This is a genomic window from Mycoplasma sp. 4423 (genome assembly GCF_054353855.1).
The window spans coordinates 1-17,497 of the sequence record NZ_JBTHHJ010000005.1; the positions used below are offsets into that span (position 1 = coordinate 1).

Genomic DNA, 17,497 nt, shown 5'->3' on the forward strand with positions numbered 1-17,497 from the left:
CATATGAATCAAAGAGCGATTCCAGAACCTCCTGTTCTCAAGCGTGAGTAAATTCAGAGAAACGAATATTAGGAAATTTTGAGTTTTGATTAGGAAACATTTTAGATAGCAAAGTTGACTTAATGTTCATTAAAAAGTCATATTTTTGCTGATGAAGCAAAAGGAGAGAATCTAAAGAAGAAAATATGCTTCCTATTAAAATATTTTCTCTTTCATTTGATGATTTTCAAATTTTTGCTTTATTAACCATCTCGCTACTTAAATTAGGTTGAGTTCCTGTTGATAATACTTTATTTCAGTGTCTTTTAAAATTTTTAAAAAATAAATTATAGAAATAAAAATCAAGCAATTTATTATTTTTTAAAATAAAACTAAAAATAGCTTGACTTGTTGCTAAATTTTCTTTATTAATCGCTATTTTTCCTATAGAAGCATAAATAGACATATTTAATGAATTTCTTGGAACCAATCAAGCGTTAGAGTTATTTAAACCTTCTTCAGAAATTCTTTTTTCTGTATTTTTTATAAGTTTTTCTGAATTTGTTATATCTTTAATAGTTAAAAAAGGTATATTTCCTGAATAATATTTTTTATTTGTTGTTAAAGGAGTCCCACCAGATTTACCTAAAACATAAATATCTTTAAAAAGTTGTTGTTCTCACTCATCTTCAAATCCATTAAACCTCAAACTAGGTACTTTTTTGTCCATTTCTATCCTTTCTTTTTATAATTATATTTAAAAATATCAATTTTTAAATAGACAAAAACTAGATATCATCTGATATCTATTTTTCGTAAACAAATCGATCTATAATTTTTGTTGCTTCTTTTAACACTTGATGGTCATCTAAATCATTTGTGTTAATTATTTTATAAGGAATATTATATTTTTCACCAATTTCTCAAGCAAAGGACGATATAACTGATGTAATCTTTTTAAATAATCTATATTCAAATCAAAGTTTTTAATTTCAACATCTCTACCTCTTTTTAGGATGCGATTTTTAATTACATCAAAATCAGCATCTAAAAAAATTGCTAAATCAGGGTTATCTTTTAAATCTATAATATAATCGAACAAAGCATTAAATGCATTTAGATACTTTGTTGGTTTTTGCTCAAGTGTAACGGTTGCAAAAATATGATGTTCAACATTAAAGCGATCTAAGAAGATGTGGTGTCGTTTATGATTATGATTTTTTAAACTCTCATCGTTTCTTTACCAGTAAGTTGATATAAATAAAGATATATTCATAGATGCAATGCTCAAAAAACTTTATGAGAAATGAAAATTCGTTTCAAAATCAAAGATGCAAGAAATTTATTTTACTTCTGAGTCATATTAACCAAATCTTTAACAAAAAACAGTTAAGAATTTATTTCATTTCTTAACTGTTTTAAAAGTTGTAAAAAAGATAATATACAGACATAAAAGTCCAAAATTAATCTTTTATTTTATATCTAAAAATGGTATAATATCAGAAGTTGCCGTCATAGCTCAGCAGGCAGAGCACGTCCATGGTAAGGACGGGGTCGCTGGTTCAAGTCCAGTTGTCGGCACCATTTTTTATACCTTTATTTTAAATATTCTTGAATATCATTTTTTAATACATCATATGGTTTAAAACCAGTAAATTCTTTTACAAGTTTTCCGTTTCTGTATAATTTTGAATAAGGTATAGATTCAGTTCCTGATTCCTTAGCAAAAGCTCTATGAGTATCTATATTAACTCTTAAAACTTCAAAATTGTCTTTATCTGCTAACTCTTGTAAAGAACCCTTATACATTCTACATGGCCCACATCAGTCGGCATAGAAAACTACTAATCTGTCTCCTGGTTTTTGAAGTTCTGATAAAACTTCTTCTTTGTTTGATTCTCTTAACATATTTTTTGTTTCCTTTCTAATTTATATATTTATTATATACTAATTTTATAAAAAGTTAATTTTTTCGTATTTTTTTAGCTAAAAATTAACTTTTTATAAAATTAAATTTATTTTTAAGAACTTTACACAATCTTTATCTATACATATCATATTATCCAAAATAAAAATTATGATATTTTTTCACAAAATATAAATAAAAACTTGCTTAAAAATATCAAATTCTAATTATTATAACAAAATGTGAAATAATTATTATGGATGCAAGCAAAAATTAATAATTTAGTTCACTCGTTTTCAACCATTGTTTGTTTAATGTATAGATATCCTTGAAGTTTATATTCATAATATTATCGCTCCTTTCTTAATATTTGCGATATCCTTATTGATTTTTTGACCCTTTTTATAATCGCATATCTTTCGTCTTTCGACTTGCTTGGATCCAAAATATCATTTTTTACCTCCTTTGTAAAGATTTTTATATTATTCATTTTTTTATTTCTCGTTATCAATTATTCGTAAAATTTATTATTGTTATTTTGTTTTATAAAAATCAGTCCATATCAATGGACTGGTTTTATTTAGTTACTTCATTTTAAGAAAGCACCAGATTTATCAGTAAAACTTCCTGAAATTATCATGATGATATCTATTATTCATCATACAAAACTTACACCAAGAGTTAATAAAAATAAAACTCCTGTTCCTGCTTTACCAACATAGAAACGATGTGCTCCTATGACACCAAGAAAAATGCACAGGATTAATGCAACTAAATTACTTTTTGGAGACTGTATTGTCATTTTTTCCTTTCTTTTTTGTGTTTTTTTTAATTTTAAACAAAAAAAAAAAAAAAAAACAGATTGGTCAAAATCTGCTATATTTAAGAAGCTAAATATGGAAAATATATGAAAAGTAAATAAAATTCGGTTCACATGAACCGAAATTAATTTATTAACCTAACTTTATAACTTCATCAAATTTTTCCAATTGCTCTGTATTTAAATGATGTGAAACTAGCAAAATTGTTTTTGATGATTCTAATAAAGTATTTAAAATCTTATCTGATAAATCTTTATTTAAATTAGATAATGTTTCATCTAATAGCATCACATCCTTTTCTTGATAAAAACTTCTTGCAAGAGTTAATCTTTGTTTTTGTCCTAATGATAAATTATTATATGAATCAAAATCTTTATCCTTAAACTTCTGTATTACTTCTTCATCCATATATGCTTGTTTAAGTGCTTTTAGAACCTTTTCTTCGTTATTTTCAAGTAACGAAACATTATTAAATGGATTAACATCAAAAACAAAGTTTTCTGCATTCAAATAACTTAAATTATCTTTAATCGATGCATCAGTATAGGTTTTTACATCAGTGTTATTAACTAATATTTGTCCTTGATAATCATTGATATTATTAATAAGTAAATTTAATAAAGTAGATTTTCCACAACCAGATGGCCCAATAATAGCATATTTTTTGCCTTTTTTAAAGGTATAATTGAAATTATTAAATAAAAGCTTATTTTCATATCCAAAAGTTAAATTCTTAACTTGTATGCTTTCAACAGGTTGCATTTTTACATTTCCACGATCTTTATCAAAGTTAAGGTCTAGCATTTTATATAAAACCTTTGAAGCCAATACATATTTTATTCCATCAACCATTTTTGAAAAGTTGTCTTTACTATCATCCATTCCTTTTTTAAAGGTATATATTAAACCAATCGAAATTGATAATGGATTTTTTATATATAAAAATCCTAACACAATTAAACCTACAATCACACCTATTTCAGTAATAGCATTTGATAAATTGTTATTTCAAACATTAATATTATCAAAATGATAAACTTTTTGATAATATTCTTTTACTTCATTTTCAATAAACTTATATAAGAGTTCTTGATTGTTTGAAAAATATAATAATAAATATCTTTTTAAGTAGTAAGTTAATTTTGATGTTAATTGATTTAATGCTAATTGATTTTGCTCAACATATCAACTAATTTTTTTATAAAAGATAAAGTTAGGTAATGCTGATAAAAGTAAAATTCCTATTACAAAAGCAAATGCGATGATGTTGGATAATCCAAAGAAAATCAATATTACAGCTAAATTTATCGCAGTAGATAAAAAGTTTACAAGTGGAAGCAGTGAATTATATGCGATTGCATTTGCATTATTAAAAACTTGTTCAAAGGCTTGTTGCGATGAATAATTTGATTTTGTTTTCGAATCTGCTTGAAATAATTGGTTATAAAAGATTCTAGAAACTGATTTTGCTGTATATATCCCAAATTTATTTGAAAGCATATAATAAAAATAGGTGCTTATCGATGACATAATATATGCAGCCACAATTACAATTAATAAAATACCAAAACTTAAAAATGCATCATTTTTAACAAATGTGTATTGCCCGATAACAGCATTAACTGCATAACCTTCTAAGATAGATAAAACAAATTGAAAACTATTAACTATGATAGCAACCAAAACAAAAAACAAAAATGGTGTTTTTATTTTTGATATAACATTTTTCATTATGCTACCTCTAAATTAATTACTGCATCATATAAACTAGCATCATCAAGATGATGTGTACAGTTAATTAATAATAAATCTGGATTTTGCATTAATTTATGAAATAAATCCTTTGTATTTTCTTTGTCAAGATTTGATGCTGCTTCATCTAAAATTAAAAGATTTTTGTTTCGATAAAAATGACGAGCAAAATTTAATCTTTGTTTTTGCCCAGTAGATAAGGATGTGTCGCTTTCTATAACATAATCTAGGTTAAATTCGGTTAAATTAGCTTGTTTTAGAGCTAATTTAACTTGATCTTGCATATTTTCTTTTCATAAAGTGACATTATTATATATGCTATCATAAAATACATTCTCGTTGCTATTTAAATATGTAAATGAATTATTTCATACACTTACATCTATATCTTTGATTTCTTGATCGTTTACTTTAATGCTTCCATTGTATCCATGAAGTTGCTTTAAAATTAAATTCAATAATGTAGACTTACCAGATCCAGATTTACCTACTATTGCATACTTTTTACCTTTATAAAAGGTAAAATTAAAGTCTTTAAAAATTACATTTTCTTCATAAGCAAAATTCAAATTAGTTATTCGAATTTTTTCTACATTTATCACTGCATTATCTTTGTTTGAAGCAACAAATTCACTACTAAAATCCTTTAAATAACTTTTATAAGCAATGTAATTTTGATTTACATAAATTGTATAACGCAGTTGAATTGAAAGGGTATAAAAGTAGCCAGGAACAGCAAATATTGCACCAAGTGGTTCATGTTGGTAGAAAATAAAGTAACCGATAATAAACATCATTAATATATATGAGATATATTGAAAACCACTATTGATTACTTCTAATTTGATAACGGTACTTTGTGTTTTATCCAAATCTTTTAATCATTTTTTTAATGTCACATCGATAAAATCAAATAATTTTTCAGGTTTATTTAAATATCATAAGAACTTAAATCCATTAAAGATGTTTTGTAATGTTGCAACATGAGATTCCATTGAAAACATAAATTTCTTATGCATTCTCCCAGCAATTGTTGATAAAAAGAAGGGAAAAATAAATGAAATTAACAATATTGCAAGTCCGATTAAAGCAAATTTTCAACTTATCACAAACATAACAATCAATGTTGCAACTTGCACAAAGACACCTATTACTGTATCAAAAAGGCTTGTAAATAAAAATTCTTGTAGCTCGGGTACACGTTTGTTTATTCAAACTAAGTATCTACCTTCCTTGTTTTCGGTGACTTCATGCGATGACAAAGTAGAAATTTTCGATACTGCTCCTTTAGTTAACAATGTACTAACATATTGTTTTAATTTATTCTTCAGAATTAACTGCATCAATGTAGCAACTAAAAATACAACAGTTAAAGAGATAACAACTATTAAATTTGTTTGAAATAATGCTTTATCACCACTTTTGACACTATCAATCAATGAAGCAATAAAATAAACAACTATCGATGATGCTGCAACTGAAATAATACTAAAAATAAAGATATAAAACAACAAAGGTTTATTATTAAATAGTCTTTTCAACTTTCTCCTTTCTATATTTAAAGACTTTATAAAGCAGATGCAATCCTTGATACCCATTTCAAAAACTTGCATCTATTTCTCTTTTGTCATAATCAATGATCTTTTGATCCCTTAAACAAATGTTTATAAATGCTATATGCTTATTGATTTTATCATTATTAATGTTATATAATTCAACATAAAGATAATGCACTAATAAAATACCTGCATAACCGTTTGCTAAACTTATTTTTCTTGTAAATGATTTGAATAACTTATTAGAAATTAACATAATTTCTTCATCAAAGTCATGGATATTAAACTTATATTTAGCAAAAAGCAAAATATATAAAATTCCTGCACTTCCGTTTATTAAATATGGTGAATGATAATTTCCTGTATCATAAAACAGATTATAATCTAACTTTTCTTTTATAGATTTATATCATTTTTCAAGGACTAATTTTGCTTCATAACTTGTTTTTATATCAATAAGAACTTGTAAAATACTTTGGAAAGCAAAATTGCTATAAATTAATCTTAAATTTAGGTAATTAAATATATCAGTTATACTTGAAATCGCTGGTAATAAATCATTTTTATTGCCAAAGATTTCATTTATTATTTCAAGGTTATACAACGAATCAAAATGTTTAATAGTTAGTTTTCTATTAAATACTTTAAATAAAAAAATTGCAATGTTTAAGAGTTCATACGAGTTGTTCAAATAAAAAATGAGTGATAAATAATCTGATGGATCTAAGGAAGAATCTTTTTTATAATCAAATAGAAAATCTAATAACATATAGAAAATCTTCATTTTATCTGTAGAGTGTGTTAAATTATTAGTATTACAATAAGGATTTTTAACATTCATTGGTGATGAACTTTTATGATATTGTGAATGTTCTAAATCAACAAAATAGAGCATCTTTTTATCTTCATTATAAAGAAAATTATCCATTTTCACATCGTTTAAAACAACTGAACTATATTTTAATGTATTAAAGAAACTTCTAAATGCATCAATTAAATCAATAACTTTATTTTGTTTTGCTTTATTAATATCATAAAGCAAATTATAATCATATTTATATAGATCTAGTTGTTTTCCATCGCAATATTTATATACATAAAAAATACTTTGTGAATTTCAGAATTTCTCAACATAAATCGGAAAATTCGGTATTTCTGATATTGATGCAATTATCGATTCTTTCTCTCTTGCTTTAAGGTTTTCGCCGTTTAAAAAGTATTTTTTACTTTCTTTTATAACATATTTTTGTTTATCCTTTGTTGCTAATCATATATTAGAAAATGAATCAAATGTTATTAAGCCTATTAAGTTATAACCATTAATTATTTTAGAATTTGGTTTACTGTAAAATAAATCTTTGATATCAGCAGGTTTATACATTTTTACAATTTTTTTATAATCGCTCTCATCTTTTTTACTAATACTGCCATATCGATAATGAATAATACTCTTTTTATATTGCTTATCTGAATATGTCAAAGGTGCTTTAAATTCTTTTAAAATTAGATATAAATTAATAATTATTTCTTTTGCTTCTTTTGCACTTGTAGGATAAATAGTAATAAATTTACCAGTCAGATTGTTTAATTGTTTTTCAAATAAACTCTGATATAAAACCTTATAATTTTGGATATATTTAAAACTTATGTTATGAATCTTACAAAATGCAACTACTCGTTGCAGAATATCATTATAAGATTTTATATTAGTTGAAATATGTATTTTTCAACCTTTATCAGGTAGTTTTGCTTTAAGATATTTATAATATGCAAAAGTTTCATCATTATAAATATCTCATCTGTCATCAAACTTACCATAAAATCTTTTTATTTTAATCAAACTTCTAATTTTGACTCCTTATTTTATAAATCAATATGATAAATTTATCATCTCGGAAATATTGGACAGATGATTGTGATAATTCTTTTTGATTCTAATGTAGCAACTTCAGATGAAGATTCAGCAAGTAAAATCTTTTCCATAGTATGTGGTTGTACTAAATCAAAGTTAAAGAGTTCCATTTTCTTAATCCCCTTTCATTTTATAAGTTATATAAAATTACAATATTAAGGTTTTAAATATTGTAATGAAATTTAATACAAAAGTATTGCAATAAAACTTATAGTTTTAATTCAAATTTTCATATAACTCATATGTATTATACCACATACGATCTTTATAGTTAAATATATTTTGAAATTTATTTAGCAATGTTTGCTAGTAGTTTTAAACCTCAGTATAATAATATAAAGAGTAAAATGATTGAAAGCACAATAAGCACAACAAGCAAAATAAATGAAACAATTGCTATTATCGGAATAATCATTATAGAAAACATTGATAAACTTTGTATCGGTTTTCAAGGTCCATAGAACTTATGATTTTCAAACATTGATGCAGCCATTAAAATATGAGATGCAAACATAAAGAACGCTGATGCAATCATTAAAGTATACAATAATTCGATTAAAAATTGGACAAAGCCTGTAATAAACGGAAATCATACAGAAAAGTTTTTTATTACATCAATTACAAACCAATAAAAATCATATAACGATCAAATACTGACAATTAAGAAAAATACCATCAGTATACAGGAAAATAAAATTCATATCCAACCATTTTCTTTGATATTATTTCCTAAATATATAATATAAATAACTATAAATGCCGTTTCAGCTGCAATATAGATAGCAATTAAAGTCAGTAAACTCACCTTATATGAAAATAACCATATTGTAGGATTCGGAATGATTCTTAACGCATTAAGTATGCTAATAACTAAGAAAACAATATTTATTATTGGTAAATAAACAAAAATTTCTATTGATTCAATTTTTTCTGTTGAGCCTTTTCAACTTTGTATATCAAAAAGGTTTTACAGAAACCCTCATAAATATTTAAAAGGTTCTGTAATTACCAATAATAAAATTTCCATAAAACAATTTTATTAAATTTACACAAACCATATAAATTTGATTCAAAAAAGTAGCATTTGCTACTTATTTGAATTCATTAATTTTTGTAAATCATCTCAGGCTTTTTGTAATTCAGTAAGTTTTGCTGTTTTGCTCATTCCATATACTTTATATGCCTTTGCATAAATTTCAGTTCCTTTAGTTAAAGTATATTCACGATCAGCAAATTTTCTTAGCAATCTTCTGACTTTTTTACTAATATCACTGCGTTCTTTGATCAAAGCATCTGCTGTGTTAGTCTTAAACTTATAAGTTTTTGACATACTTCCATCTTCAGATGTTACAACAACTGTTAGGGTTTCATCTTGATAAGATTTAAAAATATTAGCATTATTTGTTGCAGAAAATGTTAATAAGTTAAGACTTTGATCAACTGCTAATGTATAATCAGTAATTTCTGGATGTTCATTAAATCCTGGATAATTATTGTTTGCATATTTTACATTTAATGTAAAGGTGCTTTCTTTTGTTACATTTGTATCAGGTGATAACGCTTGCAGTTCTTTAATAACTACTGCATCTGATCCATTCGGTAAAGTAAATTTTATTCTTACTGCATATGCATCAACTGGTTTAGCAAAGATTAACTCAGTATAATCATTTGGTTTAATAGTAGGGTTTTGGTTTTGTAAGGTGATGTGGGTTCAGGTACCTGTTTTTAAGTTTGTTGCAGTTGATGAATTATCATTCAGATTAGATAATTGAGTTTTTGTAGAATCGGTTAATCCTGTGACTGCTGATGATAAATATTCGACACTAACAGTTGTAGGAATACCTACTTTCTTAGCATCATCAGCTGCTGCAAATCACACTTTAACTCGATCTATTTTAACTGATGCTGATGTGGTTGAACCAAAAGCTATACCAACATAATTTTCATTTACTTTTGCTGGTGTATCTTGTGTTTGTTTTACAGTTTCTCCATCTTGTGGTTCTGCAACAGTTGATACTTCCATTGATTGAGTATTAGGTTCTGAAACTGATGAACCTTCAGCACTACTATCTGGTGAAGCTTTCTGTGTTTTACTTTTCAAAGACTCTTCAGTTGTTTGTCCTTCATTAGGTTTCACCGGAGAAGCAGAACCACCTTCTCCTGTTGCTCCTGAATTTTCTTGTGTATTTTTACTTTCTTCTTGATTTTTATTTTGTGCAGTTACATTATGATTATTGCTTCAAATAGGAGTTGTTGTTGATGCATCAGCAGTTCCATCATTTAATGAATCTACATTATATGTTACAGTAGTAGAATTGTCACTTGATGTACTTGCACTCATAGTAGATGAAGCAAATGCAGCAGGGAATAAATCGGAACTTCCTGATGTTTTTTGTGAAACAACAGTTGTTTTTGTGGTAGCAGTTCTCGGAACTTTACGTACAAATAATTTTGCTGTTAAATTTATTCCTGTAACTGTTGCTGTTTTTTCAACAATATGATCAGAATTTAATTCATCATCTGTTAAATTTTCAAATGTAACAGATTTAGTATATGAATTACCTAAATCATCATAAACAGTAACTGATGTAGGTAAGGTAGGAGCATATCCAGATAATGTTGCAATATGTGTATCTGCAACTTTGACCAAATCATGTACGGAAACAGCAGCAGTTACATCACGAGTAAATCCACGATATGATGCAGTTCCTTTATATGTATAAAAACCTACTTTATCTGCTTTTTCTGGAACATTATCTCATGTTACATCAATTCATCTAGGATATTTATCACCTGGATAAATTGCTTCGATGTATTTAGGTAATGTTATATTATCACCTTTTAAAACATCAATAGTCTGTGTCTTAGCAACGGATAAATTATCCATATAAAAAGCATTTGAACCAGGTGTTTCATTAACATTAATATTTACTGGTGCAGATGTATAATCAACTCCTTGGTATTTTACTTTTAATACCACAGGTTGACTAATGGTAAAGTGCCTACCGATAAAGTGTCCATCCTGATAATCAAAGAAAATATTAGTTAAATTTGAATTAACTAATTCAAATTTAAATCCATCCTTATCTAATCACTCAGGTGTTATTTTACTTCCATCTTCTAAAACTAATGAAACATCAACTGCTTGTGCTTGTCCGATGGTAATATCCGAAACCGAGAACGCTACAGTTTTTAATTTATTAATTAATTTATGAGTATATGTATATGTTTTTGTAACTCCAGTTTCCGATCATACAAAAGCATAATATTTTTTAGTAAACTTATCGATTTGAATGCTAAAAGTTTGCATTCTAGCTCTTGATGGATTTGGTAGGTTAAAATCAACTTCTGTTGGGAATCCATCTGTAAAACTACTACTTCCTTGATAATCTAATTTATCAGCAGCAAACGATGTTGATGTATCAGATGTAACTCTATTACCTTTTACAACTATCGATTCTAATGAATCGCTGGCATCCTTTGTTCGATGTCCAGTAGTTTTTGTGGCACCATAAACAAATACTTCAAGTAATCCAAATACATATGATTTTGTCGGTACATCTGTTCTTGGATAATTGACATAATCAAAACGAACATATCTAGCATGTACTTTTTCAAAAGTAATCTTATAATTATTAGAATTATTTTCATTAGTAACTCCGACAGTAGATGAATTTACTAATGTAAAATCAGAATATTTTGATTGATTAAATACCCGATGGAAATTAACTCCATCTTCTGAAGTTGAAATATATAGACTTTTTGGCCCATTTGTTCCAGTATTATAATCAGCAAACATAAATAACTTAACACCACCTATATCTTGCGCAGTCTTTAAATCTATTGTAATTTGACCTGTCTGAGCATTCGCTTGACGATCACCTACTCAGTTATTAGAATTATTATCTCTGTTATTTCAAGTTCCATCAACTATTTTTTCTATACCAGTTTGTGACGGCACAGCCGTTGCAGTTGCATGATAGGGATCAGATGAGGTTGTATTTACAATATTTTGTGTTCCTGTAGTGTAATTACTATCAACAACCTTTAAATAAGTAGTAACTTCTTTATCAGCATAAGCATTTAAATGTCCTTTGATTTGAATATCACTTGATGTTCCGTTTGCAGTTGAAACATTAGTTGTAGAATTTCAAGTTACAGCTTCTGGTTTACTATCATATTTAGAAAACACATTTACTGTTGCAGGCAAACTAATTGAATCATTTTCATATACCGTTATATAAGGACTTTCGACTTGATATGCATTTTCAAAGGTATATACTTCATATTCTTTTACAAATGATTTACCATCAACTGTCGCAGTTATTTGGTAGACTGCGGCTCTGGTTTTATCAACCTTAGCACTATCTCATGTAACATCAACTTCCTTTTTACTTCCATCACTATAAAGAGCATTGACTTTAGAAGGTAAAACAAGTTCTTTGTTTATTTCACTATGTAAATTATTTGCATCTATATCTAAAATACTTGCAGGTTGTTTAGAAGTTTGTTCTTCATCTAAATCATCTGTATCACTAGGATTTTGTTCATTAGCATTACCAGGGGGTGTGGTTTGGTTTTCACTACCATTACCAGGTTTTGTTTCAACATTTCCTTGGCCACTACCTGAATTTTGTCCACCATTTTCTGGTGGTGTAGTTTGTGAACCTGTCCCTGAACCATCACTTGGTTTATCACCGCTTTCGTTAGAACCACCTGGATTTTGTGTTTGTGAACCACTTCCTTGTCCTGGGTTAGTTGCTTCACCTGGATTGGTTGTTTCACCATTGCCTGGTTTTGGTGTCTCAGAACCTGGTTTGCTTCCTTCGTCAGGCGGGGTTTGATCTCCTGGTTTGGGTTGTTCACCTGGTGTTTTTCCTTCTTCAGGTGTTTTAGGTTTAGTAGTTGAACTTTGACTTCCACAACTAGCTGCTATCGCTGTGGTAGAAGCAGATATAAATAAAAGTGATGTAAGTAATTTATTCTTTTTCCTCATAATTATTCCTTTTACATTATTTGAATATTTATAAAATTTTATTTTCTAGTAAATTTGTTTTATTATAAAAACAATGTTTTTAAAAATAAAACACTTTCTATTTTATTTAAATTTTTGAATTGTTTTTTTTTTTTTTTGTTTTTAGGTAATTTTAAAAGATAAAACTGCAAAATTTTCTTTATTTTTCATTATCCTACTTTTTAACAGTAAATATAGATATAATATATCAACAAAAATATACAAAAACATCGCATTGTTTACAATGCGATGTAAATATTAATAATTAATCTTGTTTCATTAATGTTTCTAATTCATTTCAAGCTTTTTCTAAATCAGTAACTGATGCTGTTTTAGTCATGCCTCAAACATTATACGCTTGTGCATATACTGCACTTCCTTTGGTAAGGGTGTAGTTTTTGCTAATAAAGTTGTTTAGTAAGTATCAAACTTTATCAACTACTTTTGATCTTCGTTCTGCTAGTGCATCAGCAGATGTAGTTTTAAATACATATGTTTTAAAATTACTTGCATCTTCTGATGAAACAGTAACTGTTAAAGTTTCATCTTGTAAAGTTGTAAAGATATTAGCATTATTTGTAGCAGAAATATATAATTTATCCAAACTTTGATCTGGTCCTAAAGTATAAGTTGTAATATCTGCTTTTTCATTAAATCCTGGATAGTTATTTTGATCATATTTTACAGTTGTTTCAAAACTACTTTGTTTTGAAACATTTGTATTTGGAGCAAGAACTTGAAACTCTTTAATTTGCACTGAATTTTTATTGGTTGGGATGCTAAATTTAATTCTTACTGCATATGCATCAACTGGTTTAGCAAAGATTAACTCAGTATAATCATTTGATTTAATAGTAGGATTCTGATTTTGTAAGGTGATGTGGGTTCAGGTACCAGTTTTTAAGTTTGTTGCAGTTGATGAACTATCATTTAGATTAGATAATTTAGTTTTTGTAGAATCGGTTAATTCTGTGACTGCTGATGATAAATATTCGACACTAACAGTTGTAGGAATACCTACTTTCTTAGCATCATCAGCTGCTGCAAATCACACTTTAACTCGATCTACTTTAACAGACTTAGATGTAGAATCCCCAAAAGCAACTCCAACATAGTTATCATTAGCAGTATTTATTGTATCTGTATGTGTTTCGCTTTGCTTTACTGTTTTAGATTCTTCTGTTTTTGCAACAGATGCTACTGCTGAACCGCTTGAATGTCCATCTTGTCCTTTTCCTTCTTGATTATCTGTAGCGCCAGTTCCTGTTTGTGATGCTGTATGTTCTGTATTGGACTTATCAGAACCAGATTCTGAACCCCCTGAACTAGCAACTTGTGTTTTTGGTGTACTTTCTGCTTCATTGTATTTATTGCTTCAAACAGGAGTTGTGGTATTTGCTGCAGCAGTTCCATCATTTAATGAATCTACAGAATATGTGACAGCACTACTATCTTGTGATGTACTTGCAGTCATAGTAGATGATGCGAATGCAGCAGGGAATAATGCAGAAGTTTGTCCTTGTGTAGTTGCTGATTTTTGAGAAACAACAGAAGCTGTGGTGTTTGCACTTCTAGCTACCTTAGCAACATATAATTTTGCTTTTAAGTTTGTTCCAGCAACACTTGCTTCTTTCATCACAACATCAGTTGAATTAAGTTCATCATCAGATAATGTAGGGAATATAACAGCCCTTGTATATGCTCTACCTAAATCATCAAATACAGTAACAGTATTAGGTAAATCAGGTGCATATCCACTTAAAGTTGAAACATGAATATCTGAAACACTTTTAATATCATGCACAGCTACTGCTGCTGTTACAGTTCTAGTTAAGTTTCGATATGTTGCGGTTCCACTATAAGTAAAGAATCCAACATTATTTGCTGTTGTTGGAACATTATTTCATGTTACATCAACATATCTAGCATATTTATCTCCTGGATAAATTGCTTCGATGTATTTAGGTAAATTAATGCTATCACCTTTTAAAACATCTAAGGTTTGAGTTTTAGCAACTGCTAATTCATCCATTCTAAATGAGAAAGGAGAAGTAGGTGATTCTAAGACATTGATACTTACAGGTGCAGATGTATATGAAATTCCTTGATATGTTACTTTCATCACGACTTGTTGAGCATTAGTAAAGTGACGACCGATAAAATTACCACTTTGATAACTAAAGTATATATTTGGATTTTGATTATTTACTAAGTGAAATTCAATTCCATTTTTATCTAGGTCTTTTGGCTCTATCTTAGTGTTATCATTTGCGATTAAATTAAATATAACAGGTTGTGCTTGTCCAATGGTAATGTCTGGAACTGAGAAAGCAACAGTGGTAAGTTTTTTGGTATTGGTAAGTAATCTATGAGTATAAGTATATGTTTTAACTTGTCCTGTTTCTGATCAAACTAATGCATATCATTTTTTGGTATTTGCATCAATTTGGATGCTAAAGGTTTGCACCCTTGCACGACTTGGTTGTGGTAAGTTAAAATCTACTTCGGTTGGGAAATTATCACTAGGACTACTGGTTCCGTTATAATCAAGTTTGTCAGGTGAAAATAATGTGGATGTATCTGTTGTTATACCATGTCCTTTAACAACAATAGAATCAAGTGAGTTACTACTATCTTTGTCTCTATGTCCTTGTGCTTTGGTTGCACCATATACAAACACTTCTCTTAAACCAAAAACATAATTATGAGTATCATCACGTGGATAGTTTTCATAATCAAAACGAATATATTGTGCATTAACTTTTTCAAAAGTTATTACATAGTTGTTGCTATTATTAGCATCTTGTATATTAGCAGATGTATTTAATGCGAAGTTATCACTTTTACTTTGATTAAATACCCGATGGAATGTTTGTCCATCTTCTGATGTGGAAATATATAAGTATTTTGGTCCATTATTACCTGTATTAAAATCAGCAAACATAAATAACTTAACACCAGCAATATCTTGTTTTCTTTTTAAATCAATTGTTATTTGTCCTGTTTTAGCATCTGCTTGACGATCTCCTGCATAGTTGGTAAATCTATTTTCACTACTATTTCAAGTTCCATCAACTATATTGGTAATAGCATCGCCAGAACCAGTTTTAGCAGGGCTAACGGTTGCTGTTGCATGATTGACATCAGATGCATTAGTATCTACAATGTTAATAGATGTATTAGTTGTATAGTTATTATCTACAACTTTTAAGTATGCTGTTACGGGTCTATTAGTATAGTCTTTTAGATGTCCTTGGATTGTGATATCTTGCTGTGTACCTTTTGCTGTTGAAACTGATGAATGCTCATTTCATACAACAGGTTCATTAAATGTACCAAATTTAGAGATGACTTTAACTGTTTCAGGTAAGGTTACTTTATCATTCTCATATACTGTAATATAAGGATTTTCTATCTGAAAAGCACTTTCATTATATACTTCATATTCTTTTACAAATTGCTTACCTGCAACTGTTCCAGTAATTTGATAAACAGCAGGAGTTTCCTTTTTAATTTTTGATGTTTCTCATGAAACAGGAACTTCTTTAGTTGTTCCATCACTATAGTATGCTTGCACTGTATATGGTAATGAAAGTTCTTTGTTCACTTGACTGTATAAATTGTTTGCATCGATTGCTACAACACTAGCAGCTTCTTTTTTAGGAACAACTGGTTCCTGTGTTTGATTTGTTCCTGAACCACCTGGGTTTCCTGAGTCAGGCTTTGTTCCGTCTTCTGGTGTTGTAGTACCTGTCCCTGAACCATCACTAGGTTTATTCCCGCTTTCACCAGAACCACCTGGATTTTGTGTTTGTGAACCATCTCCTTGTCCTGGTTTAGTTTCTTCTCCAGGATTGGTTGTTTCACCACCTGGTTTTGGTGTTCCATCGCTAGGTTTGCTTCCTTCATCAGGTGGGATTTGATTACCTGGTTTAGTTTGCTCACTTGGTGGTGTTTCTTTTCCTGGTGTTTCCGGTTTAGCAGCAGGTGTTTGACTGCCACAACTTACTGCTATCGCTGTTGTAGAAGCAGATATAAATAAAAGAGATGTAAGTAATTTATTTCTTTTTCTCATTTTTTCCTTTCTTATTATTAAGTTAGATGATTTATCAAATCATCTATTTATACTATTTACTAGAAAATATGTTTTATATTTAAAATAATCAAATAAAACACTTTTAATTTTATTTAAATTTTTGAATTATTTTTTTTTTTTTTTTTGTTTTTATATTATTTTTGAGAATAAAACTGGAAATTTTTATTTTCTTTTCATTATTAGGTTGTTTAAATATACATAAAATTTATATTTGCTTATATTTATATTAAAGAACAATAGAGATAATTTCAATATAAAGAAACGAAAATATTTAAATGTTAGTGGTTTAGTAAACTATTTTATTTGTGATTAAAGCTACATTTTTTCGGGGCACCAACTCACTAAAAGAAACGATCAAATTCTTTTTCCTAATACCTTAATATTTGGTATTTAAGAGAAAGATTATATTTTTCTTGGTTTTTTACAAAACTATGATATTATTATTAAGAACCTTGTTTAAG

At 28.0% G+C, this 17,497-nt stretch carries 11 protein-coding genes and 1 tRNA gene; 1 reads left to right on the forward strand and 11 read right to left on the reverse strand.

What is annotated here, in order from left to right:
* A partial coding sequence (locus ACXYRN_RS01330) for a restriction endonuclease subunit S (protein WP_458607378.1) occupies positions 1-709 on the reverse strand: 709 nt, incomplete at its 3' end.
* A 156-nt stretch (positions 710-865) separates the two neighbouring features.
* Positions 866-1,204, reverse strand: a complete 339-nt coding sequence (locus ACXYRN_RS01335) for a deoxynucleoside kinase (RefSeq protein ID WP_458607410.1) — start codon at positions 1,202-1,204, stop codon at positions 866-868.
* Between the two features lie 283 nt (positions 1,205-1,487).
* On the opposite strand from ACXYRN_RS01335, the gene ACXYRN_RS01340 reads away from it, so the two are divergent.
* A tRNA-Thr gene (locus ACXYRN_RS01340) sits at positions 1,488-1,563 on the forward strand.
* 12 nt (positions 1,564-1,575) lie between these two features.
* On the opposite strand, the gene ACXYRN_RS01345 is transcribed toward ACXYRN_RS01340, so the two are convergent.
* The 9 genes from ACXYRN_RS01345 to ACXYRN_RS01385 all read right to left on the reverse strand — a co-directional run bounded on the left by ACXYRN_RS01345 (position 1,576) and on the right by ACXYRN_RS01385 (position 17,015).
* Positions 1,576-1,887, reverse strand: a complete 312-nt coding sequence (locus ACXYRN_RS01345) for a thioredoxin family protein (RefSeq protein ID WP_458607379.1) — start codon at positions 1,885-1,887, stop codon at positions 1,576-1,578.
* A gap of 578 nt (positions 1,888-2,465) precedes the next feature.
* On the reverse strand, positions 2,466-2,687 hold the full coding sequence (locus ACXYRN_RS01350) for a TM2 domain-containing protein (protein WP_458607380.1): 222 nt from the start codon (positions 2,685-2,687) through the stop codon (positions 2,466-2,468).
* 151 nt (positions 2,688-2,838) lie between these two features.
* Entirely contained in the window at positions 2,839-4,437 is a 1,599-nt protein-coding gene (locus ACXYRN_RS01355) for an ATP-binding cassette domain-containing protein (protein ID WP_458607381.1), read from the reverse strand.
* Positions 4,437-5,999 (reverse strand): ATP-binding cassette domain-containing protein, encoded by a 1,563-nt coding sequence (locus tag ACXYRN_RS01360; protein WP_458607382.1) that lies wholly within the window; start codon positions 5,997-5,999, stop codon positions 4,437-4,439. The genes ACXYRN_RS01355 and ACXYRN_RS01360 overlap by 1 nt, the downstream gene beginning before the upstream one ends.
* Positions 5,983-7,854 carry a class III lanthionine synthetase LanKC N-terminal domain-containing protein gene (locus ACXYRN_RS01365; protein ID WP_458607383.1) on the reverse strand — a complete coding sequence of 624 codons (1,872 nt, stop codon included), beginning with the start codon at positions 7,852-7,854 and terminating at the stop codon, positions 5,983-5,985. The genes ACXYRN_RS01360 and ACXYRN_RS01365 overlap by 17 nt, the downstream gene beginning before the upstream one ends.
* A 44-nt stretch (positions 7,855-7,898) precedes the next feature.
* Positions 7,899-8,036: a hypothetical protein gene (locus tag ACXYRN_RS01370; RefSeq protein ID WP_435129896.1), complete on the reverse strand. Its 138-nt coding sequence runs from the start codon at positions 8,034-8,036 to the stop codon at positions 7,899-7,901.
* A 179-nt stretch (positions 8,037-8,215) separates the two neighbouring features.
* The gene (locus tag ACXYRN_RS01375; RefSeq protein WP_458607384.1) at positions 8,216-8,461 is read right to left on the reverse strand and encodes a hypothetical protein; all 246 of its coding nucleotides are present in this window, start codon (positions 8,459-8,461) and stop codon (positions 8,216-8,218) included.
* Between the two features lie 552 nt (positions 8,462-9,013).
* Entirely contained in the window at positions 9,014-12,922 is a 3,909-nt protein-coding gene (locus tag ACXYRN_RS01380) for an Ig-like domain-containing protein (protein ID WP_458607385.1), read from the reverse strand.
* A 283-nt stretch (positions 12,923-13,205) separates the two neighbouring features.
* Entirely contained in the window at positions 13,206-17,015 is a 3,810-nt protein-coding gene (locus tag ACXYRN_RS01385; RefSeq protein ID WP_458607386.1) for an Ig-like domain-containing protein, read from the reverse strand.
* Positions 17,016-17,497: the final 482 nt, after the last annotated feature.